Source organism: Streptomyces sp. NPDC090045, from assembly GCF_044747975.1.
Classification (GTDB): Bacteria; Actinomycetota; Actinomycetes; order Streptomycetales; family Streptomycetaceae; genus Streptomyces.
Map to the genome: position 1 here is coordinate 1 of NZ_JBIVFA010000004.1, position 23,267 is coordinate 23,267.

A 23,267-nucleotide genomic window follows, 5' to 3' on the forward strand; every position below is an offset into this window, starting at 1 on the left:
CTCGCCCTCGCCCTCGTCCTCGTTCACGCCGCCGCCACGCCCGCCCCCCGGCCCCCCCCCCCCCCCCCCCCCCCCCCCCCCCCCCCCCCCCCCCCCCCCCCCCCCCCCCCCCGCGGGGGGGGGGGGGGGGCCGCGGGGGGGGGGGGGGGGGGGGGGGGGGGGGGGGGGGGGGGGGGGGGGGTGCGGGGGGGGGGGGGGGGGGGGGGGGGGCGGGGGGGGCCCCCCCCCCGCCCCCGCGACGGTGCAGGGGGCGGGCCAGCAGGGCGCCCACGAAGCCCGCCACCGCACCCCAGAGGAGGGCGAGCCCGACCGTGCGCCACAGGACGGGATCCAGCACGAGCTCGCCGCCGAGCCCGTCCACCTCGCCGATGCCCAGCAGGGAGAGGCCGAACTGCGCCTGCACGCGCGCGAGCAGACAGACCATCAGAGTCGCCAGGGCCAGGGCCACGCCCAGGTGGAGCGCATGCTGCCAGGGGCGGACGTGGGCGGGGGAGCGTACGGCCGCCAGTACCCCGGTGCCGAGCAGCAGGACGGCGGCCACGGCCACCAGCCACCACGCCCGGGAGTCGCGCTCCGCGAGCGAGGCCACGTCCACCGTGGACAGCTCGGAGCCGCGCAGGACCTCGTCCAGGAGCTGGGGCATCGGCAGCCCGAACGGCCCCTCCACCCGGCCCTCCCAGGCGCCGCCGAAGCCCACGGTGAACGCGAACCAGGCGAGGTTCGGCAACGCGAGCAGGATCACGGCGAAGGTCCGGGCGGCATGGCCCTGGGTGGCGGCCACCACCAGGCCGACCACGACACCGAGGGCGACGTAGGCCAGGAGCAGCAGCATCGTGGCGAAGGCGGCCGGGCGCAGCGCCGCGTGGTAGCGGACCAGCCGGGCGGGGAGCGGCGCGCGGCGCGAGACCAGCAGGGCGATCAGCAACAGGCCCAGGATCCACAGCAGTCCGAAGAGGAGCGTGGCGGGCAGGTCGGCCCGGAAGCCCACCGTCGGGGCGGAGTCGAGGAGTTCACCGATCACCCCGACCGGGGAGTCGCCGGTGGAGATGCCGAAGGACTGCCGGGCGAGGAGCGCGGCCCCGGTCAGCGCGAGCAGCCACAGCACGACCAACGGGAGGGCCCGGCCGACGAGTTCACGGGGCCCCGCCACCGCCCGGTTGTGCAGGGGGTGCAGGAAGCAGGAGCCCGCGGTGAGGGCGCCGGCCAGGCTCACCGAGAGCGGGAGCACCGACAGGCTCACGTCGGCTCCCGCGAGGACACCGGCCCCGCCCGACACCTCCAGGGAACCGCCGGCCGCCATCACGACGACCGCGGCGACCACGCGGGGGAACGCACCGCCCGGCAGATCGCCCGCGCCCGCGCACGCGAGCCCCGCGGCGGCGACCGCGGTCATCACGGCGAACCCCGCGACGACGGCGACGAGGGCGTCGCGCCATGCCCTCGCGGAGCCCCCGGACGATGGTGATCTCGGTATCCGGCTCACCCTGCCACCGTGGCATCCTCGGCTTGCGGGCACCACCCGGATGGCGCACACAATGGTCCGCAGGGAACTCCCTCCTCCTGGGAAGAAGAGCCCGTGACCACGCAACCCTCCGGCCGGCCGCCCTCGTCAGAGCGCCCCAGCGGGCCGCCTTCCGGCCCGCTCTCGGGCGGGCAGCAAGGGCCGCCGCCCCCGCCTCCGCCCGCACCGCCCGCCTCGGGATCCCCCGGCGGGCCCGGTGGTCCCGACAAGGGGCCGTGGTGGCGATCCGTGCCACGGCTCGCCACGGCGCTCGTCGCGGTGGTGGCGGTCGTGGCCCTGGCCATCGTCCTCACCCGGCCCAGCGGCACCGACAACGCCGGTGGGGAGGTCTTCCTCCAGCCGGCCGCCGCCTCCGGTCCCGATCCGTTCACCGAGTCGACCGTGACCGCCGAGACGCCGCCGGAGAGCCCGACGGCGTCCCCCTCGTCTCCCACGGGTCCCAAGACCCCCAGCGCCACGGGGGGCACCACGACGGGCACCAGGAGCATCAGCGGCTCCGCGCCGGGCGTGTACGGGGGCACGCGGGACACCGCCAGCTGCGACGTGGAGAAGCAGATCAAGGCGCTGTCCGCGGATCCCAGCAAGAACGCCGCCTTCGCCTCGGCCCTCGGCATCCAGCCGCAGTCCGTCCCCACGTACCTCCGCTCGCTCACCTCGGTGCAGCTGCGGATGGACACCCGGGTCACGAACCACGGCTACCAGGACGGCAAGCTCACCAGCTACCAGGCCGTACTGCAGGCCGGGACGGCCGTGCTGGTGGACGACCGGGGAGTGCCGCGGGTGCGGTGCGCGTGCGGGAACCCGCTCGGCCCGCCGGTGGCCCTGAAGGCCGAGCCGAAGCGCTTCGGGCAGACGTGGCCCTCGTACCAGCCGCAGAAGGTGGTGGTCATCGCACCGGCGCCGACCGTGGTGCACAAGATCGTGATCTATGACCAGGACAACCGGAGCTGGTACGAGCGCGACAAGGGCAGCCACCACGGCAGGCCCGACCGCCCGGTGCCGCCGCCGGTGATCCACACGCCGACGCTCATCCCGACGCAGCCGAACCCGACCGGCACCGAGCCGAAGCCGAAGCCCACGGAGACGAAGACGGGCAAGCCCACGGAGACGAAGACGGGCAAGCCCACGGAGACGAAGACGGGCAAGCCCACGGAAACGAAGACGGGCAAGCCCACGGAGACGAAGACGGGCAAGCCCACGGAAACGAAGACGCCGAAGCCCACGGAAACGAAGACGCCGAAGCCGACGGATACGAAGACCGAGACGCCGAAGCCGACGGATACGAAGACGGAGACGGAGACGCCGAAGCCCACGGAGACGAAGACCGAGACGGAGACGCCGAAGCCCACGGAGACGGAGACCGAGACGGGAAAGCCCACGGCGACGGAAACGGAAACGGAGACGGCGAATCCCACTGAGACGGAGACGCCGACGACGGAGCCCGAGAAGCAGACCGAGACGCCCACGGCGTCGACCGAGAAGGACACCGAGACGCCCACGACGGAAACCGAGACGCGCACGACGGCGACGGCCGAGACGGAGGCGAAGCCGGACACGTCCAACGAGGAGCATGACAAGGCCACCCCGGCGCAGCCCGAGAGCGAGGTTCCGCCGCCGCCCGGAGAGCAACAGCAGGACCAGGAACAGCAGCAGGACCAAGAGCAGCAGCAGGAGCAGCAGCAGGAGCAGCAGCAGGAACAGCAGCAGGAGGGCAATGAGTCCTAGCAGGCCGGTGCCGGCCTCCAGCGACAGCCCTTCAGTGCACCGCCTCCCCCCACGCGGGGCAGGCGGTGCACTTCCAGGTCCGGAACCCCTCTCGCCGGTCCCGGCCGGCGGAGACACGAATGGCGTAACGGCCGACGGCGCGACGTGCCGGATCAGGCGAGGCCCCGCCGGGTCAGTGCGTCGCCCGCCGCGCCCACCGCGAGGCCGAGGACGACCATGACGACGTAGCTGTAGATCTCGTAGCCGCCGGGGGCGAGGAACCGGACGAAGCCCATGAAGTGGATCCAGCCGAGCCACTCGTGCAGGAGACCGCTCGCGCCGCCGACGACGAGGACGAAGGAGAGCAGCCCCGTGACGGCGGCCAGCGGGGACTTCGGGGACTTCGGGGTGGAGGAGGTCATGCTCCGACGGTAGGAGCCGGGCGCCGGCCCCCGGATCGGTCTTAGGGCGCTCAGGGCTCGTACTTAAGTATCCGGTCCGGGGCGGGCGGCTCCCGTCACGGGTCCGCCCGCGTAGATTCCGGGGCTATGCGCCGCATCCACCGAACCCGCCGGGACTGGGCCGTCGACCTGGGGCTCTTCCTCTTCGCCGCCTGTTTCGCGGCGGTCAGCTCACAGTCCATCCCGGTCGCGGAGGACCTCGGTCCGGGGTGGAGGGCCGCCGACCAGGTCGCCGGCGGGCTGGGCTGCGCGGCGGTCCTGCTGCGGCGGCGCTGGCCGGTCCAGCTCGCCGTGGTCCTGCTCCTGGCGGGCAGTCAGGCGCACTATCTGGCCGGCCCCACCATGGTCGCGGTGTTCACGGTGGCCGCGGCCCGGCCGTGGAAGACCACGGCGTGGGTGGTGGCACTGGCCTTCGCCCCGCTGCCCGTGCTCCTGTGGCAGCTGCCGGACATGGCCGAGGAGCGGGCGGGCTCGGCGGTGACGTACTTCGCCCTGATCGCCGGGGCCATCGGCTGGGGGCTGTTCCGGCGGTCCCGGCAGCAGCTGATCGCCTCCCTGCGCGAGCGGGCCGAACTGGCCGAGGCGGACGCGGAGTCACGCGCGGAACGGGCGCGCAGGGAGGCCCGGGAGGAGATCGCCCGCGAGATGCACGACGTGCTCGGCCACCGGCTGACGCTGCTGAGCGTGCATGCGGGCGCCCTGGAGTTCAACTCCGGTGCCCCGCGGGCCGAGATCGAACGGGCCGCCGGGGTGATGCGGGAGAGCGCCCACCTGGCCCTGCACGATCTGCGCGAGGTGATCGGCGTACTGCGGACGGGATCCGGGTCGGCGCCCGCGGAGGGCGAACGGCCGCAGCCCGAACTGGCGGACCTGGCCCGGCTGGTGGCGGAGGCCCGGGCCGCGGGAGGCCGGATCGACCTGGCCGGGCCGCCCGAGGAGGCCGCGCCGCCGCCCCTGGTGGGGCGTACGGCGTACCGGATCGTCCAGGAGTCGCTGACCAACGTACGCAAGCACGCGCCCGGCGCGGCCGTCGACGTACGGGTGACCGGCGGCCCGGGGGAGGGCCTGACCGTGGAGGTCCGCAACGCCCGGCCGCCAGGGCCGGATCAGGCCCCGGCCGCGGCGGCCGCCGGGGCGACGGGCGAGGGCGGCGGGCAGGGGCTGATCGGCCTGGCGGAACGCGCCCGGCTGGCGGGCGGGGAGCTGACGGCCGCCCCCGCCGACGGCGGGTTCCGGGTCAACGCCTGGCTACCCTGGCAGGGCTGACCGAAGGACGAGGGAGACGAGGGAGGAGCGCCGGGTGATCCGCGTACTGCTGGTCGACGACGACGCGATCGTCCGGGCCGGGCTGCGCCTGATGCTGGGCGGGGCCCCCGACATCGAGCTGGTCGCCGAGGCCGCCGACGGGGCGGAGGTGCCCGGGCTGGTCGCCGCGCACGGCCCCGACCTGGTGCTGATGGACATCCGGATGCCCGGTGTCGACGGGCTGGCCGCGACCGAGGCCCTCCGGGCACGGCCGGGAGCTCCGGAAGTCCTCGTCCTGACCACCTTCCACACCGACGCGCACGTCCTGCGGGCCCTGCGCGCCGGTGCGGCCGGGTTCCTCCTCAAGGACACGCCGCCGCAGCAGATCGTGACGGCCATCCGGACGGTGGCCGCCGGGGACCCGGTGCTCTCCCCGGCCGTCACGCGCCGCCTGATCGACCAGGTGGCGGGCGGATCGGGCCAGGACGGCCGGGCGGCCGCCGCCCGCGCCCGGCTGGTACTGCTGGCCGACCGCGAGCGGGAGGTGGCCCTGGCGGTCGGGCGGGGCCTGTCCAACGCGGAGATCGCGCGGGAACTCCACCTGGCGCTGCCCACGGTGAAGACGCACGTGTCACGGATCCTGACCCGGCTGGACCTCAACAACCGGGTCCAGATCGCCCTGTTGGTCCATGACGCCGGCACGCAGGACCCGCCCGGGTGAGGGGAACCGGCGTCAGCGCGCCGCCGTGCCGCCCGGCTGCGCCCCCGCCTCCGCCTGCCGCAGTGCGGCCTTGAGCGCGGTGTCGAGCGCCTGGTCCGCCGGGACCTGAACGTCCGGAACGACGCCCACGCCCTCCCAGTTGGTGCCGGTGACCGTGTTGATCGACCGGGCCGCCGGCACGGTCACGAGCACGTGCTCGGCGACCGCGTGGCGGGCCGTGGGATGGGCGCCGCCCCGTGTCGTCGCACCGACGACGACGGCCCGGCCCTGCGCCTGCAGGGTGTACGCCACGTCCTCGCCGCCGGAGAAGGTGGTCTCGCTCGTGAGCACGTAGACCGGGCGGTCGGTGTAGCGCGGCGCCGGCAGGTACCCGGACGTCCAGTACTGGCGGGTCGTGTCGGTGGTCCGGTCGTAGATGTCGTTCAGGTGTACCTGGTCGTCGCCGAAGAAGTAGCTGCACCACATCGCGGCCCCTTCCGGCACCCCGCCGCGGCAGCCGCGCAGGTCCAGCACGAGCGCGGAGCTGCCCGCGACCAGCTGCATGGCCGCGCCGATCACGCTCGCGCCCTCGACGGCGGTGGCTATCCACCCGATCTCGATGAGCCCGATGTTGCCTTCGAGGTGTTCGACGTGGCGGACGCCCTGGTTGTGCTCCCTCAGCAGCTTGAGGAACGCGGCCTGCCCCCCGTCGTCGTCGAGCGGTTCCAGCGGCTGCGGTTCCTCGGACCAGAGCAGGCGCAGGTGCCGGTCCGGGCACACCTCCTGGAGGTGCTCCGTCACCGTCTCGCAGAGGGCCGGACCGTCCAGGTCCGCGTACGCGCCCGCCGCGAGACGGCTGCGGATCGCCGCCTCGATGACGACGGCCTTTTCGGGGAAGACGTAACCTGCGACGATGCGGTCGAGGGCCTGCTCGATGATCTTTTCGTTGGTGGGCATAGCGGGTCATGCTAGACGGCCAACCAGCCCTGGAACAGCGGGTTTCCCGCACGCTCCGCAGGCCGCGGCCCCTTCGTCCGGGCGGGTGCGGGCCCGGCCGGGGCGGCGCCCTTGAGCACTGCTGAACCGGTGGCCGGGGCCGCGTCCCCGGGAGCCGGCCGCCCCACGGGGACACGGGCGGGGGAGAGTGAGACCCTGGCTGCATGGCCCGCAGGGGAAAGAACCCCGAGGTCGACTGGCCCGCGCGGCCCGATACGAGCCTCGCGCTCAACCGCATGGGCACATTCGACTGGGACCTCGACAGTGGGCGGATGCACCTGGATCCCACCGCCCTCGAGGTCCTCGACCTGCGCCCGGACGAGTACGACGGGACCTCCGGGGGGCTGCGGCAGCGCCTGGCCCCCGCAGAGGCGGCCCGCCTCGACGCCCGGGTCGCGCAGGCGATCAAGGACGGCCGGAGCCACTACGGGGCCTACGTACGCACCCGCCTCCGTGACGGAACGCCTGCCTGGACCCACATCCAGGGCCACATCCTGCGCCACCCGGACGGCCGCCCGTACCGCGTCATCGGGATCCTGCGCGACGCCGCCCACGACCCGGGCGAGCCCGGGGCGGCCGGGGAGCAGGCCGAGGGGCGGCGCCGGATGACCGGCGTCGTCGAGCGGACCACCGCCATCCTCGCCCACGCCCGCACCGTCAACGACGTGACCGACGTCCTCAAGGACCCCCAGGCCCTCGGGCACCTCGGCGCGGTCAGCGTGATGCTGGGCATCGTCGACGGCGGCCGCATCCACCTGGTCGCGGAGGGACAGCTCGGCTCGTACGTACCGGAGATCGAGTACACGCGCATCGACGCGCGGTTCCCGATGAGCGAGGCCGTACGGACCATGCAGCCGGTCTTCCTCGTCTCGCGCGAGGAGTTCCAGCGCCGCTACCCCCAGCTGTGGCCGTACATCGAGCCGCTGTCCGTCCGCAGCGGGGTCTACCTGCCGCTGATCGCCCAGGGGCGGGCCATCGGGGCGCTCGGGCTGCTCTACACGCGGGACGGGGACTTCACCGCCGAGGAGCGGAACCTGCTGATGGCGCTCGGCAGCGGCGTCGCGCAGGGCCTCCAGCGCGCCATGCTCTTCGAGCAGGAGCACGACCTGGCCGAAGGGCTCCAGCGGGCCATGCTGCCCCGCCGGATCCCGGAGGTGCCGGGCGCGCGGATCGCCGTACGCTACCGGTCCGCCCGGATGGGGCGGGACATCGGCGGCGACTGGTACGACGTGATCCCGCTCGGCGACGGCCGGGTCGGGGTGATGATCGGCGACGTCGAGGGGCACGACACGGACGCGGCCGCCGTCATGGGACAGCTGCGCATCGTCATGCGCGCGTACGTCGTCGAGGGGCACACCCCGGCGGCGGCGATGGCGCGCGCCTCCGCCTTCCTGCGCGAACTGGAGACGGAACGGTTCGCCACGTGCACGTACGCCGAGGTGGACCTCAGCACCGGGATGCTCCGGATGGTCCGGGCCGGCCACCTCGACCCGGTCGTGCGGCGCGGCGACGGTAGCTGCCACCGCATCCAGGTGGCGGGCGGTCTGCCGCTCGGACTGCCGCCCCGCGACCAGCCCGGCACCGGCACCGGCTACCCCGTCACCAGCCTCGAGCTGCACCCGGGGGACACCCTGGTGCTGTGCACGGACGGCCTGATCGAACGCCCCGGCGCCGACCACGACACCGGCATGCGTGAGCTCATGGCCGCGGTCCACAGCGGCCCGGTCGACGTGGAGGAGCTCGCCGACGTGCTGTGCGAACTGGTCGGGGACTCCGGCGGGGGCGACGACATGGCCCTGCTCGTCCTGCGTCGCCGCGGCACGCCCGGCGCGCGCGGCGGCGGCCCGCTGCGGCAGCGCCTGGAACCGGGGGACACGGAGGCCCCGGGGCTGGCCAGGCACCTGATCCGGGCGGCGGTGGCCGCGTGGGGAGCGCGGGACCGGGCCGACGAGATCGAACTGGCGGCGGACGAGCTGATGACCAACGCCCTGGTCCACACCGACGGCGGCGGCGACGTCAGCATGCGGCTCACGGCGCAGGGCCGGATCCGCATCGAGGTCGAGGACACCAGCAGCGCCCTGCCGAGGCGGCGGGAGGCGGGGGACTGGGCCGTGTCGGGGCGCGGGCTGATGCTGGTGGAGCGGCTCGCGGACGAGTGGGGCGTGGAGCCCCGGGGCGGCGGGAAGTGCGTGTGGTGCGAGTTCGCCCTGGCCGGCCCGGAGCCGGGAGCCTGACGCCGGGCGCCCCGCCGCCAGGCCGCCTTCGCGCCGGGCGCCCGTATCAGCGGTGTCGGCCGTGTCGGCCGTGTCAGGCCGTGGCGTACGGCCCCTGTACGGCCATGGTGTGCTGCATGGCCGTGAGCTTGCGGACGAAGCGGACGGCGAGCACGGCGGCGGCGACCATGAGCAGGTCGGAGCCGAGGCCGAAGGCGGAGGCCGTTCCCAGCTCCTCGGGGGTCTCGGCGTGGTTGTAGAGACCACTCGTCAGCCGGCCGGCCAGCGCCGCGACGACCCAGACCACCCACCAGGCGGTGAGCGGAGCGGTGGAGACCCGCACCGGGGAGCCGTCGGGCCCGAGCCGGGTGCCGGCCCTCCACGTCTCCCGTGCGGTCCAGAAGGGGAGGAACATGTGGCCGAGGGGGATGAACCAGCCGCCGATGGCCCAGCCGCGCTTCTGCGTGAAGACCTCGGCGCGGAAGATCTCGCCGTTGACGCGCACGCGGTGGAACCACACGAGGAAGACGGCTGCCGTACCGAGCAGCGACAGCAGCTGGACGATCCCCGCGAGGCCGGTCAGAACGGCCGCCAGGTCGACCGTGCCGTCCGGGACCCCGGCGGGGCCGGTCGTCACGGACAGGGTGAAGACGTTGACGCCGGCCGAGAGCAGGTTGACCCCCGCCGCGACGCACAGCAGCACGGTCACGGCGGTCGCGAGGCCCTGCGGGGAGCGCAGCACGTCGACGCGCGGCGGCGGGCCGGAGTGCTGCGGCGGAGCGGGCGTCATCGGCGGCGGTGGGCCGGGCGTGCTGACGGACATGACGGAGTACCCCCCCACGGGAACGTGTGACATGCGGATGGCGCCCGCCGACGGGCGCAGGCTCCGCTGAAGACATGTCAGCCCACCCACCCGTCCAAAGGGTTCCGCCCGTTGCGCCGCAGAGCCGTCAGAGGCGGACGAGCGTGACCTCGGTGGCCTTCACACTCGTCCAGACGTCGGCGCCGTCGACGATGCCCAGCTCGGACGCCGCCTCCGGGGTGATCTCCGCGACCAGGTCGGGCACACCGCCCGAGGAGATCAGCACGCGCAGCCGGCTGCCGACCGCGGTGATCTCCCGTACGGTGCCCGGCCAGACGTTGCGGGGGCTGCCGTCCGGGCGCTCCCGGTGCACCGACACCGCCTCCGGGGCGATGATCGCCAGTGCCTGTGCGCCCTCGGGCAGTGCCTCCGCGACGACGAGCCGTCCGCCCTCGGCGAGGGCCAGCCCGGCCGCCGAGGCGATGCCGGGCCAGGCGTTGCGCCCGAGCATGCGGGCCACCCACGGGGAGCGCGGGTGCCGGCTCACCTCGGCGGGCGGCGCGTCCTGGAGGGTGCGCCCGTCGGCCAGTACGAGGACCCGGTCGGCCAGCGACACCGCCTCGACGGGATCGTGCGTGACGATCAGGCAGACCCCGCCGAAGCCGGCGAGGTGCGTGCGCAGGGTGTGCCGGACGCGGGCCCGCGTGGTCTGGTCGAGGGCGGCCAGCGGCTCGTCGAGCAGCAGCAGCCGCGGGCGGGCGGCCAGCGCGCGGGCCAGGGCCACCCGCTGGGCCTGGCCGCCGGACAGCTGGGTCGGCTTGCGCCGGGCGAGGTGCCCGACGGCGAGCCGGTCCAGCCAGGCCTGCGCCTCGCGGCGGGCGTCGGCGCGCGACACCCCGCGGGCGCGCAGTCCGTACGCGGTGTTCGCGAGGGCGCTCAGGTGCGGGAACAGCGCTCCGTCCTGCGGGACCCAGGCCACCTGCCGCTTGTGCGGGGGCAGTGCGGTGACGTCGGCGTCGCCGAGCCGGAGCTCGGCGTGGGCCCGGGGGGTCAGGCCGAGCAGGGCCCGCAGCAGGGTGGTCTTGCCGGCGCCGTTCTCGCCGACGACGGCGATGGTGGTGCCCGGTTCGGCGGCGAGGGTGAGCTGGTTGAAGCCGGTGACGGTGGCGTGCAGCGGCCAGTGGCCGGCCTCGTGCGCCGCGGATTCCGGCGATGCGGTGGTCCCGGCGGTCCCGGTGGTGGTGACGGTGGAGGCGCCGGTGTCGGGCGCCTCGTCCGGGACCGGCGGCGCGGCCACGGCCTCGCGGGCGGCGGCCGGCGTGCCCGTCCAGCGCCCGCGCAGGGCGATCAGCACGCCCATGGCGATCGCCAGGAGCAGCAGCGAGACCGAGGTGGCGGCCTCGGGCTGGTCCTGGAGCAGCAGGTACACCTGCAGCGGCAGGGTCTGGGTGGTGCCGGGCAGGTTGCCCGCGAAGGTGATGGTCGCGCCGAACTCGCCCAGTGCGCGGGCCCAGGTGAGCGCGGCGCCGGCTATCAGGCCGGGGCCCACCATGGGCAGGGTCACCGTGAAGAACACGCAAACCGGTGAGGCGCCGAGCGAGGCGGCGGTCTCCTCGTAGCTCTGCTTGAGGCCGCCGAGGGCGCCCTCCAGGCTGATGACCAGGAACGGCATGGCGACGAAGGTGGCCGCCAGGACCGCCCCCGACGTGTGGAACGGCAGGGTGATCCCGAAGGTGCCCTCCAGCCAGGGCCCGAGCAGCCCGCGCCGGCCGAAGCCGAGGAGCAGGGCGACACCGCCGACGGTCGGCGGCAGCACCATCGGGAGCAGCACGAGCGAGCGGACCAGCGCCTTGCCCTTGAACGGGACGCGGGCCAGCAGCCAGGCGAGGGGCACGCCGAGGACCAGGGAGAGGCCGAGGGCCCACAGGGACACCACGAGAGAGAGCTTCAGCGCCTCGACCACGCCGGGGCTGCCGAGATGGGCGCCGAGGTCGCCCCACTGGGTGCGGACGAGGATGCCGACGAGCGGCATCAGCAGGAACGCGACGGCGAGCAGCGCGGGGAGTGCCAGGGCCAGCGGGGGCCGGGTGCGGGTACGGAGTCTGCTCATGGGCGTTCCTGGCTGGGGGAGAGTGACGGCGGGGGAAGGGTATGCCGCGGCAGGCCGGTCCGGGCGGAAGGGGTGGCCCTGCCCCTGGCGGCGGCCGCCGTACGGGCGTTGGCGCCTGCCGTCGTACGGGCGTCCCTGCCGGAGTCCGAACCTGCCGTCGTACGGGCGTACTTGCGCGGGCACGCCGGGAGGGGCTGCCTGTCCCCCCGGACCAGGCAGCCCCTCGTCATGCGGACGCCGGCGGCGCTCAGACCTTCTGGAAGCCCGCGTCCTGCAGGATCTTCTGGGCCTCGGGGGTGCTCAGCCAGGCCACGAACGCGGCGGCGGCCTCGGCGTTCTTGGACTGCTTCAGCGTGGCGGCCGGGTAGGAGGCCACGGCGTTCTGCTCGTCCGGGATGTCCACCGTGACGACCTTGTCGCCGGACTTGGCGGAGTCGGTCTTGTAGACGAGGCCGGCGTCGGCCTCGCCCAGCTCGACCTTGCTCAGCACGGCGCGCACGTTGGGCTCCTGGGAGACCGGCTTCACCTCGACCTTCTGGGCGTCGAGGATCTGCTTGCTGTAGCGGCCGACCGGGACCTCGGGCGCGGCGAGCACGACCTTGAGCTTGGTGTCGGCGAGGTCCTTGAGCTCGTCGATCTTGAACGGGTTGCCCTTGCCGGCCGCGATGACCAGGCGGTTCTTGGCAATGATCGTGGGCTCGCCGGTCTCGGCCTTCAGCCCGTCCATGGTCTTGGTGTCGGCGGTCACCAGCGCGTCGGCCGGGGCACCCTGCTTGACCTGCGCGGCGAGCTCCTGCGAACCGGCGAAGGAGAAGGTGATCTTCGTGCCGGGGTGGGTCTTCTGGTACACCTCACCCGCCGTCTTGAAGACGTCGGTGAGGGAGGAGGCGGCGAGGACGGTGAGGTTCGCGGCCTTGGCCTCGGCGGAGGCCGAGGCCGAGCCGGGCGTGGAGCCGGCGGCGGGCTTCTCGTCGGCCTTGCCGCAGGCGGCCAGCGGTACGAGCAGGGCGGCGGTCAGTGCGGCGGCCGCGGCGCGGCGGCGGGTCAGGGTCGGGAACATGAGCAGGAGCTCCTCGGTCGGGTCGGCGGCCGGCAGGTGCCGGTTCCGCGCGGTGGTGACCCGCGCCGGTGACGGGCGGAGCGGGTGGGGACGTGCGCTGGTGCTGAGCGGGTGGTGCGGGGACCGCGGCGGACGGCGGGGAACGCGGGGCCGGTGGGCGGGGCCGTCCGGGCTCCGTCGTGTCGTCCGGGTCAGGTGCGGTCGATGTGCACGCTGGTGGACTTCACGCGGGCGGTGGCCTGCATGCCGACCTCCAGTCCGAGCTCCTCGACGGCCTCACGGGTGAGCAGCGAGACCAGGCGGTGGGGACCTGCCTGGATCTCGACCTGGGCGGCCACGTCGCCGAGCTTGACGGCGGTGACGATGCCGGGGAAGGCGTTGCGTGCCGAGGTGTACGGCTCTCCGTCCTCGGTGTGTGCGCCCTGGCCCACCTCGACGGAGAAGGCCGCCAGGTCACGGCCGTTGATCAGGCGTCGGCCGCCTTCGTCGCGATGGGTCACGACCCGGCCTGCGTCGGCCCAGCGGCGCGCGGTGTCCGGGCTGACGCCCAGCAGACGCGCCGCCTGTCCGATGGTGTAGGACTGCATGTGCGACAAGGTAGGCGCACGTATGGCGCGTTTGCAATTCTGTTGGGCTGATCTCTATGGCAGATGCCATGCCTCTTGGTGTATCTGCCAAAAGTCGTTCCGCTCCGGCCTGCCCGCCTCGCTAGAGTCGGGGCATGGCAGATGAGGGAACGGGAACGGGAACGGAATCGGGCACGGTGCGGGTCGACGCGTGGATCTGGTCCGTGCGTCTGACCAAGACCCGCTCGGTCGCGGCGACCGCCTGCCGGGCGGGCCACGTGAAGGTCAACGGGGAGCGTGCGAAGCCGGCGCAGGCGGTGCGCGCGGGTGACGAGGTACGGCTCTTCCACGCCGGGCGCGAGCGGATCGTGGTGGTGAAGCGGCCCGTGTCCAAGCGGGTGGGCGCCCCCGTCGCCGCGGAGTGCCTGATCGACAAGAGCCCGCCGCCGCCGACCCCCGTGGAGGCCGCCGTGGTCGGCATCCGCGACCGCGGCGCGGGCCGGCCGACGAAGCGCGAACGCCGCGAGATCGAAACCCTCCGCGGCCGCCCGTAGGCGGTCCCCGGCAGCCCGGCAGCCCGGCAGTCCGGCCCCCGGCGCAGTCACCTCGCCGGGGGCCGGGGCCGGGGCAGGTGCCGGGGTCAGGTCTTGCGGTAGGCGTAGGCCTCGGTGGCGGCCGAGGCCACCGCCGACAGGGGGAGTCCGCTGGAGGCGGCCACCACGGCTGCCACCGCGCCCTCCACGAAGGGGGCGTCCACCAGGCGGGAGTCCGGCGGGAGTTCGTCCTCCAGGAGGAGGGCCTTCACCGTCAGCACCGAGCTGCCCAGGTCCACCAGCAGCGCGACCCCGGCGCCCCGGTCCACCTCCCGCGCGGCCGCGACGATCCGCTCCGCGCTCGTGCCGAGCCCGCCGGCGGTGCCGCCCGCAGCGGCCACCGGGGCCAGGGGGCCGCCCGCGGCCAGGCCGCGCGCCAGCTCGGCCACCGACTCCGCGACCGGCGCGCTGTGCGACACCAGCACGATGCCCACCAACCCCGGGCTCGGGTCCGGGCCCGTCACCGCGCGCCCTCCACCGGCTCCGCCACGTCCGCCAGCGCCCTGAACAGCAACGCCGACGAGGTCGCGCCCGGATCCTGGTGCCCGATGCTCCGCTCGCCCAGATAGCTGGCCCGGCCCTTGCGCGCCTGCAGCGGGACCGTAGCCAGCGCCCCGTTCTCCGCCGCCTCCGCGGCCGCCCGGTACGACGCGCCCAGCGCGGTCACCGCCGGCACCAGCGCGTCCAGCATCGTCTTGTCGCCCGGAGCCGCCCCGCCCAGCTGCGCCACCGCGGCCACCCCCGCGTCCAGGGCCTCGCGCAGCTCCGTGTCGGAGACCTCGGCCGCCTCCCCGAGTGCCTTGCCGGTGCGCCGCAGCAGCGTCCCGTACAGGGGCCCGGACGCGCCGCCGACCGTCGAGATGAGCGTCCTTCCGGCCAGTTGCAGCACCGCGCCCGGCGCCTCGGGGGCCTCCGCCTCCAGAGCCGGGAGCACCGCCGTGAAACCGCGGAGCAGATTGCTCCCGTGGTCGGCGTCCCCGATGGGGGAGTCGAGCTCCGTCAGCCGGTCGGCCTCCCGCTCGACCGCGGCCGTGGCGGCCGCCATCCAGCGCCGGAAGAAGTCTGCGTCGCGCACCGGATCTCCTCGCCTCGCATCGGTCTGGCCCGTCCCACCGCCACCCTACGGTCAGCGGCCCCACCGCAGGGCGGCGGTCTGGACGGGCGCGTCCCACAGCCGGAGCAGTTCCTCGTCGGCGCGGCACAGCGTCACCGAACACCCCGCCATGTCCAGCGACGTGACGTAGTTCCCCACGAGCACCCGGGCCACCCGCACGCCGCGTGCGGCCAGCACCCGGGCCACCTCCGCGTGGAACCCGTACAGCTCCAGCAGCGGTGTCGCCCCCATCCCGTTGACCAGCGCCAGCACCGGCCCGTCCGCCGGACCCACCTGCGCCAGCTCCTCCAGTACGGCTCCCACCGCGATGTCCGCGATCTCCCCGGCCGGCATCATCGCCCGCCGCTCCCGGCCCGGTTCGCCGTGGATCCCGATGCCCAACTCCAGCTGCCCGTCCGGCAGATCGAAGGTCGGGCTGCCCTTCGCGGGCGTGGTGCAGGCGCTCAGCGCCACGCCGAAACTCCGCGAGGACGCGTTGACCCGGCGGGCGATCGCCGCGACCCGCTCCAGCGGCGCGCCCTCCTCGGCGGCCGCCCCGGCCATCTTCTCGACGAAGAGGGTGGCCCCGGTGCCGCGCCGCCCGGCCGTGTAGAGGCTGTCGGTCACGGCGACGTCGTCGTCGACCAGGACGCTCTCGATCCGCAGGCCGTCCTCCTCGGCCAGCTCGGCGGCCATCTGGAAGTTGAGCACGTCCCCGGTGTAGTTCTTGACGACGAACAGCACCCCCTGACCGGAGTCCACGGCCGCGGCGGCCCGCACCATCTGGTCGGGCACCGGCGAGGTGAACACCTCGCCGGGACAGGCGGCCGACAGCATCCCGTACCCCACGAACCCGGCGTGCAGCGGCTCGTGCCCGGACCCGCCCCCGGAGACCACCCCCACCCGCCCACCGGCCCGCGCGTCGCGCCGTACGACGACCCGCCGCTGCACGTCGACGTCCAGCTCGGGATGGGCGGCGGCCATTCCCCGCAGGGCGTCGTCGACCACGGTCTGCGGACTGTTGATCAGCATCCTCATGCGCATCTCCCGGTGACCCGTCAGGTGTCATGCCGACTGTGAACCCCTCGCTTCGACGTTAGGGCAGCCCACCCCGCAACGACAGGCGGATGGAGGTCGTCGGGTGCGGCGAAGGCCCCCTGCGGGGGGCTTCCCCGGCGCCGGGTGGACGCGGCGTCAACACGGGTGAACGGCCGCGGCGGTGTCCTGCCGCACTCCGCGGCGTGGACACAACAGGCCGTTTCACCCGGTGGAGCGGTGCGCCAAGATCCACGGAGCGTGCTTTCTTGATCACCGTCGGTGTTGTCGGTGGGTGGAAGGGTTCACACATGCGCACGGTGCGAGAAGCGGTCCTGGACGTGCTGAGGGCCCGCGGCATGACCACGGTGTTCGGCAATCCCGGATCGACCGAACTGCCCATGCTCAAGCAGTTCCCGGAGGACTTCCGGTACGTACTCGGCCTCCAGGAGGCCGTCGTCGTCGGCATGGCCGACGGCTTCGCCCTCGCCTCCGGCACCACTGCCCTGGTGAACCTGCACACCGGCCCCGGCACCGGGAACGCCATGGGCGCCATCCTCAACGCCCGCGCCAACCGCACCCCCATGGTGGTCACCGCCGGCCAGCAGGTCCGCGCCATGCTCACCATGGAGGCCCTGCTCTCCAACCCCCAGGCGGGGCTCCTCCCGCAGCCCGCCGTGAAATGGGCGTACGAGCCCCCGCGCCCCGCGGACGTGGCCCCCGCCCTCGCCCGCGCCGTCCAGCTCGCCGAAACCCCGCCGCACGGGCCGGTGTTCGTCTCCCTCCCCATGGACGACTTCGACGCAGAGCTCACCGAGGCCGAGGACCGCGGCGCCCGGGCCGCGGCCGCCCGCCGCGTCACCCACGCCACCGGCCCCGCTCCGGAGACCGTGCGGCACCTCGCCGACCGCATCGCGGGAGCCCGCTCGGCCGTCCTCGTCGTCGGAGACGACGTCGACGCGTCCGGCGCCTGGGACGCGGTCGTCGCACTCGCGGAACGCACCGGCCTGCCCGTCTGGGCCGCCCCCGTCTCCGCCCGCGTGGCCTTCCCCCGCGACCACCCGCAGTTCCGCGGGGAACTCGTCCCGGCCATCGGCCCGCTCACCCAGCAGCTGTCCGGCCACGACCTCGTCGTGGTCATCGGCGCGCCCGTCTTCCGCTACTACCCCTACATTCCGGGCTCCTACCTGCCCGACGGCGCCGAGCTGATCCTGCTGACCCGAGACGCGGAAGAGGCGGCCAGGGCCCCCGTCGGGGACGCGGTCGTCGCCGATCTCGCGCTGTCCGCCCGGGCCCTCACCGACCGGCTCGCCGACCTGCTCCCGCCCGGCGGACCGGCCCCCCGGACCCACGAGCGGGTACGGATCCCCGAAGGGCCCGAGGGCGTGCTGACCCCCCTCGCCGCCATGGCCGCCATCGCCCAGGGCGCCCCCGACAACACCCTCTGGGTCAACGAATCGCCCTCCAACGTCCCGCAGTTCCACGAGGCCACCCGGATCAGCACCCCCGGCTCGTACCTCTTCTCCGCCGGCGGCGGCCTCGGATTCGGCGCGTCGGCCGCCGTCGGAGCACAGCTCGGTGCCCCGACAGGCCCGTCGTCGCGGTCATCGGCGACGGTTCGATCCACTACGCCGTTCAGGCCCTGTGGACCGCCGCCACCTACAACGTCCCCGTCACCTTCGTCGTCCTCAGCAACGCCCGCTACGCGATCCTCCAGTGGTTCGCACAGATCGAGCACGCGCAGGGCGCCCCCGGCCTCGACATCCCGGGCCTGGACATCGCCGCGATCGCCACGGGCTACGGCGTCCGCGCGCACACCGCCCACGGCGCCGGTGAACTCACCAAACTCGTACGGGACTCGGCGGCCCAGCAGGACGGACCGGTGCTCATCGACGTACCGATCACCACCGAGCTCCCCTCCCTCTGAGCACAGCCGTCTCCACCGTCAGCGCCAACGCCGTGGCCGGCACCGTCACGACCGCCGCCACGAGCCCTGTCACGACCTCCAGAAGGCCCGGTATGCCCACCACCCCCACCACCCCCAATCCCTCCGCTCCCGCTGCTCCCTCCACCGTGCTCCTCGACAGGCTCCGCGCCGGGCTGCCCGCCGACGCCCTGCGCACCGACCGCGAGGCGCTCGCCGCCCACACCCGCGACGCGGCACTTGCTCCGGGACCTGTACGAGGGAAGGCTCGACCGGGTCGACACCCTGGTCGGGAACCTCGCGGAACCCCGCCCCGCCGGGTTCGGCTTCAGCGACTCCCTCTTCCGGATCTTCATCCTGATGGCCAGCCGGCGGCTGAAGAGCGACCGCTTCTTCACGACCGACTACCGGCCCGAGGTCTACACGGCCGAGGGCCTGGAGTGGGTCGACCGCAACTCCATGGTCACCGTACTGCTGCGCCACCACCCCGAACTCGCCCCGGCCCTGGCCGGGGTCACCAACGCCTTCGCCCCGTGGAGGTCCCTGTGACCACGATCCCGGCCGCCCGGTCCGAACACCGCCACGCCCCCGTGACCGGCCTGCGCGCCCACTCCGCGGCCCTGCGCGCCCACGCGGACGCCTGCGCGCCTCGGCCGAGGCCCTCACCTGGCAGGGCCCGGAAGCGGAAGCCTTCCGCCACCGCGTCGAAACCCTGGCCGCCCGCTGCACGGCGGCGGCGGACGGCCTGACCCTCTCGGCGACCCACCTGGAGGCCTACGAAAGCCCTCGCTGACGGGGAGCGCCGCTCCTCTCAGCGCCAGGAGGGATGCCCCTCGGCGCCGCCGCCGGTGGTGACCGTACGCTCGCCGGTCTTGTCCGCGCGCACGGCCCAGATCACGGGCTTCTCGTACGGGCCGCGGACGAAGGCCACCCACGTGCCGTCGGCGGACCAGGCGGGGTCCATCTCGTGGGCATCGGTGGCGATCAGTTCACGATCGTCACTGCCGTCGGCGTCCACGAGGCGGATGTCGCCCTGAGTGCCCGTGCCGTAGGTGCCCGCCGTGTAGGCGAAGGTGGAGCCGTCGGGTGACCACACCGGGTCGAGTGCCGGATGGGGCAGCCGGGTCACCTGCTGTGGGGCCTGGCTCGGGGCGGCGGGGTCGACCAGGTGGATCTGCCAGTTCTCGGGCGCCGTCTGCAGACACACCGCGATGCTCTTGCCGTCCGGCGACCACGCGGGATCCTCGACCTGGCCCCCGCCCGAGGTGAGCTGGCGAGCCGTGCCGTCGGCGACGCCGACCGCGAACAGCTGCTGGACACCGTCCTTCTTGCGGAGTACGGCGAGTTGGCTGCCGTCCGGCGACCAGGACACCCTGCCGCCGGCGATGGAGGTGATCCGCCGGGCGTTCGAACCGTCGGCATTGGCGGTCCAGACGGCCGTGCCCTCGGGCGTGCTGCGGGTGAACGCGAACGACCTGCGGTCAGGGGACCACTGGGGCAGGGTGTCGCATGCGCCCGCGCCCCCTGCGATGAGCCCCACGGGCTTCTCCGTCGCGGCGTCCCGGCGGGCGATGACGCCGTGGCACGTCCCGGGCCAGCCCGGGGCGGTGTCCTGCCGGATCAGCAGAGGTTCGGCCGGGAAGGCGGCAGGGACAGGGGCCGGGGCGGATCCGGTGGGCGTGGCGGCGCCGGGCTTGGAGTTGTCCTTGGTGGAGTCGGCCCAAGGCTGCCACACGTACAGGCCGCCGACCGCGAGAGCTGTCACGAGCACCGCCGCCATCAGCGCACGGCGCCGCCGGGGCTTCTCCGCGACCGCCTGCGGCGCCTGCGCGGGGGAGGGGGAGGGGGAGGGGGAGGTGGCAGGGTCGGGGTCGGGGGAGAGCCGCGCCGTGGGTCCCGTCACGGTGCGCGGCTGTTCCGTACGGGGCTCCGCGACGACGGGCGGGACGGCGTCCGGCACCGCGTCCGGTACTGCGTCCGGTGCCGCGAGGTCCTGCGCGGTGTCCGGCGGGCCGTCCGGCACGGTGGGACGCACCGCCGGTTCCGGGGGCGGGAGCAGCTGCGTCGCCGCCTCCGGCAGCCAGGAGCCACCGTCCGGGTGGCGGACAGTGAGAGTGGCGAGGAAGGCGGCCGGGGTGGGCCGCGCCGCCGGGTCCTTGGACAGGCAGGCGCCGATGGCTTCGCGGAGTTCACCGGGCACCGCGGTCAGGTCCGGCTCCTCGTAGACCACCTTGAAGTGCCTGGCCGCGGAGGGGCCGTCACCGAAGGGGGCGCCGCCCGCCGCCTGGGTGAGCACCACCCCCAGGGCGAACATGTCGACCGCGGGGGTGACCGCGCCACCACCGGTGAGCTGCTCGGGTGCCAGGAATCCCGGCGTGCCGACCTGCAGCCCGGTCTGCGTCAGGGCCGTTCCGTCCAGGGCGCGCGCGATGCCGAAATCGATGACGCGCGGCCCGTCCTCCGCGACGATGATGTTCGCGGGCTTGAGATCGCGGTGGATGACCCCCGCCCGGTGGATCGCCTCGAGTGCCTCGGCCAGACCGGCCGCCAGGACGGTGAGCGTGTCCAGAGGCAGCGATCCGACGCGCGCGAGTACCGCTTGCAGGGTGGGACCGGGCACGAAGGCCGTCACCAGCCAGGCAGGCTCCCCGTCCGGGTCGGCGTCGACCACCGGCGCGGTGTGGAAGCCGCCGACCCGCCGCGCGGCCGCGACCTCGTCGGCGAACCTGCGCTTGAACCCGGGCTCGGTGCTCAACTCGGGACGTACGACCTTGACGGCGACCGCCCGGCCGGACTGGGAACGGCCCAGGTAGACCACGCCCATGCCACCCTGGCCGAGCCGTCCCACCAGCCGGTAGCGGCCCTCGCCGAGCGAGGTGGGATCGCCCGTTTCGAGTGGCTTCATTTGTCCCCCGTTTCACACCTTGCGCAATGAACAGCCTCTCCCTACCCGTCGTGCCGTCCACCAGTCAAGCGAGGTCCATGCGGGAACCCGACAAGGTGCCCGCGGCGGGAGCCGACATCTTGTCTGACCTATCGAGATTCGATAGATTCCCATCGTAACTCGATGTAAGGAGGGGTCATGGGAAAGCTGACAGTGGGTGCGCTGCGGGCCGTGCTCGTGGTGGTGCTCGCCGGCACCGTGTTCGTGCAGGCGGGGATGGTGTGGGTGCTGGTCAGCGGGAGCGACCCGGAGGACGGGTCGCTCCCGCTGACCCCACTGCGCGTGATCACGATCCTGGGCATGGTGTCGGCGCAGGTCGCCCTGGTCTGCGTATGGCGGCTGGTGACGATGGTGCGACGCGGAACCGTGTTCTCCCACGCCGCCTTCCGGTACGTGGACGGCGTGATCGGGGCGATCGTCGCGGCTGCCCTCCTGTGGTTCGCGGTCACGGCCATCAATGCGCCGGGCCAGCGGGACGACCCGGGTGTCACCGTCATCATGGGCGGGGTCGGCCTGGCCATCCTCGGGGTCGCGCTCATCGTCCTCGTACTACGGATGCTGCTCACCCAGGCCGTCGCGCGCGACGTCGAAGCGGCGCAGATGCAGGCCGAGTTGGACGAGGTGATCTGATGCCGATCGCCGTCGACATCGACGTGATGCTGGCCAGGCGGAAGATGTCCGTGGGCGAGCTCGCGGACCGCGTGGGGATCACTCCCGCCAACCTGGCCGTACTCAAGAACGGCCGCGCCAAGGCCGTACGCTTCGCAACGCTCGCCGCGCTCTGCGAGGTGCTCGAGTGCCAGCCGGGTGACCTGCTGCGCTGGGAGACCGAGGACGCCGCCGGCGAATGACGCTCCCCAGGGCGGCGGCGGGCGGGTCGGCTCAGGTGAGGAGTTTCGCGAGCCGGGCCATCTCGGCGGGCGGGTCGATCACCGGCTGGATGAGGAGTTCGTCGACGCCGGCCTGTTCCAGGGTGGTGATGCGGGCGAGGAGGTCGTCGCGGGTGCCGACCAGGGCCAGGGCGTTCATCAGCGAGGGCAGAACCAGGTCCCGGTCCTGCGGTGCGATGGGTCCGAGGTAGTTGGGGTAGAGCTTGGTGTGCCGGTCCGGCGCGGTGGCGGTGGTGCCGCGCCGGTCGAGGAGCCGCCGCACCGCCTCGCGTTCCTCGGGGCCGAGTTGCTCGGCGAAGGCCGGTGTGCCGGCGATTGTGTCGGCGGCGAAGGCCAGTAGCGACAGGACGAGGTGCCCCGTCGCGTCCCGGGCCGCGTCGCCGTGGGGGTCCTCGTCCTCGCCGAGCAGGTGGAGCGAGGTGACCACGTAGGAGTCCGCCCGGGAGTCCGCGTGGGCGTCGGGGGCGCGGGGTGTGCCCCGGGCGGCGTGGCGGCGGGTGTCGTGCAGCGCGTGCCAGGCGGTGGGGTCCAGCAGGCCGAAGGAGACGAGGCCGGTGCCGCGGCGGCCGGCGACGGCGGCGGCCTTCGGTCCGAGGAGCGCGGCCACGACGAACTCGATCGGGTCGGCGGTGTTGACGTGCGCCCCTGCGTGCAGGAACCGGATCTCGCGGACCCGGTCACCTTCGCGGTACTCGGTAGAACGTCCGGCGCACAGGTCCTGCAGAGCGACGGTGAACTCCTCCAGCCTGGCCGCCGTGGTCGGCCGCATGCCCAGGGTGCGCCGGGCGGTGTTTCCGGTGCCGACTCCGCAGATGATCCGGCCCGGTGCCAGGGCGTTGAGGCTGGCGAGCCCGCTCGCAGCGGCCGGGGCCGAGCGCAGTGCCGGTGAGGTCACGCCGATGCCGAGCCTGATGCGGCTGGTGGCCTTCGCGCACAGGCTCAAGGCGACGAAGGGGTCGCCGTGGACCATCGGGGTGTCGTTGACCCAGAAGCTGTGCAAGCCCAACTCCTCGGCCCGCACGGCGAGGTCCTCCACACCGGGCTGCGCGGCGACAACGACGCCTGCACGCATCAGAACCTCCGAGGTGTGAGGGCCGAATCGAACCCGCTCAGCATGGCAGGTCCCGGCGCTGGGCCGTTGCGGAACTCTGCGCGGCGCCCCTTCGCAGCGTCGCTCCGGCCGGCGCGTACCCGTTCGTCCCGGCGGTGGCGGGTCACGCCCTGTGGGGTGGACCGAGTGGTTCCGGACAGGTTTTCGAGGGGGTGGGCGCCGCCGAGAGGGGTGGAAGCCCTGGTTCTGCCCGGTATCGCCGTGGGAGCGAGTGGCCGGTATTGGATTAGATGTTCCGCATTTGCGCATCCCTGACAGCTCGGCAGTATCTCCATACGCTACGGTAACTTGACTGTCC

Annotated in this window: 20 protein-coding genes and 2 pseudogenes; 10 read left to right on the top strand and 12 right to left on the bottom strand. The window is 74.0% G+C overall.

Features of this window, described 5'->3' with window-relative positions:
• Positions 1-1,393, bottom strand: a 1,393-nt coding sequence (locus ACIPYQ_RS12235; RefSeq protein WP_401250816.1) for a streptophobe family protein, incomplete at its 3' end; no start/stop codon positions are given.
• A gap of 183 nt (positions 1,394-1,576) precedes the next feature.
• On the opposite strand from ACIPYQ_RS12235, the pseudogene ACIPYQ_RS12240 reads away from it, so the two are divergent.
• A pseudogene (locus ACIPYQ_RS12240) lies at positions 1,577-2,818 on the top strand (DUF6777 domain-containing protein); the annotation flags it as partial.
• A gap of 581 nt (positions 2,819-3,399) precedes the next feature.
• On the opposite strand, the gene ACIPYQ_RS12245 reads toward ACIPYQ_RS12240, so the two are convergent.
• On the bottom strand, positions 3,400-3,648 hold the full coding sequence (locus ACIPYQ_RS12245) for a hypothetical protein (RefSeq protein ID WP_401249392.1): 249 nt from the start codon (positions 3,646-3,648) through the stop codon (positions 3,400-3,402).
• 126 nt (positions 3,649-3,774) lie between these two features.
• On the opposite strand from ACIPYQ_RS12245, the gene ACIPYQ_RS12250 reads away from it, so the two are divergent.
• On the top strand, positions 3,775-4,953 hold the full coding sequence (locus ACIPYQ_RS12250; protein ID WP_401249395.1) for a sensor histidine kinase: 1,179 nt from the start codon (positions 3,775-3,777) through the stop codon (positions 4,951-4,953).
• A 34-nt stretch (positions 4,954-4,987) separates the two neighbouring features.
• A complete protein-coding gene (locus ACIPYQ_RS12255) occupies positions 4,988-5,653 on the top strand; it encodes a response regulator (RefSeq protein WP_401249398.1) in 666 nt (221 codons plus the stop codon).
• 12 nt (positions 5,654-5,665) lie between these two features.
• Here ACIPYQ_RS12255 and ACIPYQ_RS12260 read toward each other — a convergent pair whose 3' ends face one another.
• Positions 5,666-6,589 (bottom strand): S41 family peptidase, encoded by a 924-nt coding sequence (locus tag ACIPYQ_RS12260; RefSeq protein WP_401249401.1) that lies wholly within the window; start codon positions 6,587-6,589, stop codon positions 5,666-5,668.
• Between the two features lie 203 nt (positions 6,590-6,792).
• Between ACIPYQ_RS12260 and ACIPYQ_RS12265 the strand changes: the two genes are divergently transcribed.
• Positions 6,793-8,862: a SpoIIE family protein phosphatase gene (locus ACIPYQ_RS12265; RefSeq protein WP_401249404.1), complete on the top strand. Its 2,070-nt coding sequence runs from the start codon at positions 6,793-6,795 to the stop codon at positions 8,860-8,862.
• Between the two features lie 73 nt (positions 8,863-8,935).
• Here ACIPYQ_RS12265 and ACIPYQ_RS12270 read toward each other — a convergent pair whose 3' ends face one another.
• From ACIPYQ_RS12270 to ACIPYQ_RS12285, 4 genes are all read right to left on the bottom strand, one after another.
• The gene (locus ACIPYQ_RS12270; protein WP_401249407.1) at positions 8,936-9,664 is read right to left on the bottom strand and encodes a DUF4328 domain-containing protein; all 729 of its coding nucleotides are present in this window, start codon (positions 9,662-9,664) and stop codon (positions 8,936-8,938) included.
• 127 nt (positions 9,665-9,791) lie between these two features.
• Positions 9,792-11,753, bottom strand: coding sequence for an ABC transporter permease (locus tag ACIPYQ_RS12275; protein WP_401249409.1), 1,962 nt, complete (start codon positions 11,751-11,753; stop codon positions 9,792-9,794).
• A gap of 247 nt (positions 11,754-12,000) precedes the next feature.
• Positions 12,001-12,813 carry a molybdate ABC transporter substrate-binding protein gene (gene modA / locus ACIPYQ_RS12280; RefSeq protein ID WP_401249412.1) on the bottom strand — a complete coding sequence of 271 codons (813 nt, stop codon included), beginning with the start codon at positions 12,811-12,813 and terminating at the stop codon, positions 12,001-12,003.
• 191 nt (positions 12,814-13,004) lie between these two features.
• A complete protein-coding gene (locus tag ACIPYQ_RS12285) occupies positions 13,005-13,400 on the bottom strand; it encodes a helix-turn-helix transcriptional regulator (RefSeq protein WP_326593088.1) in 396 nt (131 codons plus the stop codon).
• A 134-nt stretch (positions 13,401-13,534) separates the two neighbouring features.
• Between ACIPYQ_RS12285 and ACIPYQ_RS12290 the strand changes: the two genes are divergently transcribed.
• On the top strand, positions 13,535-13,933 hold the full coding sequence (locus ACIPYQ_RS12290; protein ID WP_361758453.1) for an RNA-binding S4 domain-containing protein: 399 nt from the start codon (positions 13,535-13,537) through the stop codon (positions 13,931-13,933).
• Positions 13,934-14,019: 86 nt separating this feature from the next.
• Here ACIPYQ_RS12290 and ACIPYQ_RS12295 read toward each other — a convergent pair whose 3' ends face one another.
• The 3 genes from ACIPYQ_RS12295 to dhaK form a co-directional block, all read right to left on the bottom strand.
• The gene (locus ACIPYQ_RS12295) at positions 14,020-14,436 is read right to left on the bottom strand and encodes a PTS-dependent dihydroxyacetone kinase phosphotransferase subunit DhaM (RefSeq protein WP_401249416.1); all 417 of its coding nucleotides are present in this window, start codon (positions 14,434-14,436) and stop codon (positions 14,020-14,022) included.
• Positions 14,433-15,017 carry a dihydroxyacetone kinase subunit DhaL gene (gene dhaL, locus ACIPYQ_RS12300; protein ID WP_401250819.1) on the bottom strand — a complete coding sequence of 195 codons (585 nt, stop codon included), beginning with the start codon at positions 15,015-15,017 and terminating at the stop codon, positions 14,433-14,435. Before dhaL ends, ACIPYQ_RS12295 begins: the two co-directional genes overlap by 4 nt.
• Positions 15,018-15,098: 81 nt before the next feature.
• Positions 15,099-16,103, bottom strand: a complete 1,005-nt coding sequence (gene dhaK, locus ACIPYQ_RS12305) for a dihydroxyacetone kinase subunit DhaK (RefSeq protein ID WP_401249419.1) — start codon at positions 16,101-16,103, stop codon at positions 15,099-15,101.
• Positions 16,104-16,459: 356 nt separating this feature from the next.
• Here dhaK and ACIPYQ_RS12310 point away from each other — a divergent pair.
• From ACIPYQ_RS12310 to ACIPYQ_RS12320, 3 genes and pseudogenes are all read left to right on the top strand, one after another.
• Positions 16,460-17,629 (top strand): annotated as a pseudogene (locus tag ACIPYQ_RS12310) (thiamine pyrophosphate-binding protein); the annotation flags it as partial.
• Positions 17,630-17,721: 92 nt separating this feature from the next.
• Positions 17,722-18,027 (top strand): thiamine pyrophosphate-dependent enzyme, encoded by a 306-nt coding sequence (locus tag ACIPYQ_RS12315; protein WP_401250822.1) that lies wholly within the window; start codon positions 17,722-17,724, stop codon positions 18,025-18,027.
• A 237-nt stretch (positions 18,028-18,264) separates the two neighbouring features.
• A complete protein-coding gene (locus ACIPYQ_RS12320; protein WP_401249422.1) occupies positions 18,265-18,573 on the top strand; it encodes a peroxidase family protein in 309 nt (102 codons plus the stop codon).
• A 262-nt stretch (positions 18,574-18,835) separates the two neighbouring features.
• Here the strand turns inward: ACIPYQ_RS12320 and ACIPYQ_RS12325 are convergent, their stop codons facing one another.
• Positions 18,836-20,929, bottom strand: coding sequence for a protein kinase (locus tag ACIPYQ_RS12325; protein WP_401249424.1), 2,094 nt, complete (start codon positions 20,927-20,929; stop codon positions 18,836-18,838).
• Between the two features lie 177 nt (positions 20,930-21,106).
• Between ACIPYQ_RS12325 and ACIPYQ_RS12330 the strand changes: the two genes are divergently transcribed.
• Both ACIPYQ_RS12330 and ACIPYQ_RS12335 read left to right on the top strand, forming a co-directional pair.
• Positions 21,107-21,598 (top strand): DUF2975 domain-containing protein, encoded by a 492-nt coding sequence (locus ACIPYQ_RS12330; protein WP_401249427.1) that lies wholly within the window; start codon positions 21,107-21,109, stop codon positions 21,596-21,598.
• A complete protein-coding gene (locus ACIPYQ_RS12335; protein WP_401249430.1) occupies positions 21,598-21,819 on the top strand; it encodes a helix-turn-helix domain-containing protein in 222 nt (73 codons plus the stop codon). The genes ACIPYQ_RS12330 and ACIPYQ_RS12335 overlap by 1 nt, the downstream gene beginning before the upstream one ends.
• A 31-nt stretch (positions 21,820-21,850) precedes the next feature.
• On the opposite strand, the gene ACIPYQ_RS12340 is transcribed toward ACIPYQ_RS12335, so the two are convergent.
• The gene (locus ACIPYQ_RS12340) at positions 21,851-22,930 is read right to left on the bottom strand and encodes an LLM class flavin-dependent oxidoreductase (RefSeq protein ID WP_401249433.1); all 1,080 of its coding nucleotides are present in this window, start codon (positions 22,928-22,930) and stop codon (positions 21,851-21,853) included.
• Positions 22,931-23,267: the final 337 nt, after the last annotated feature.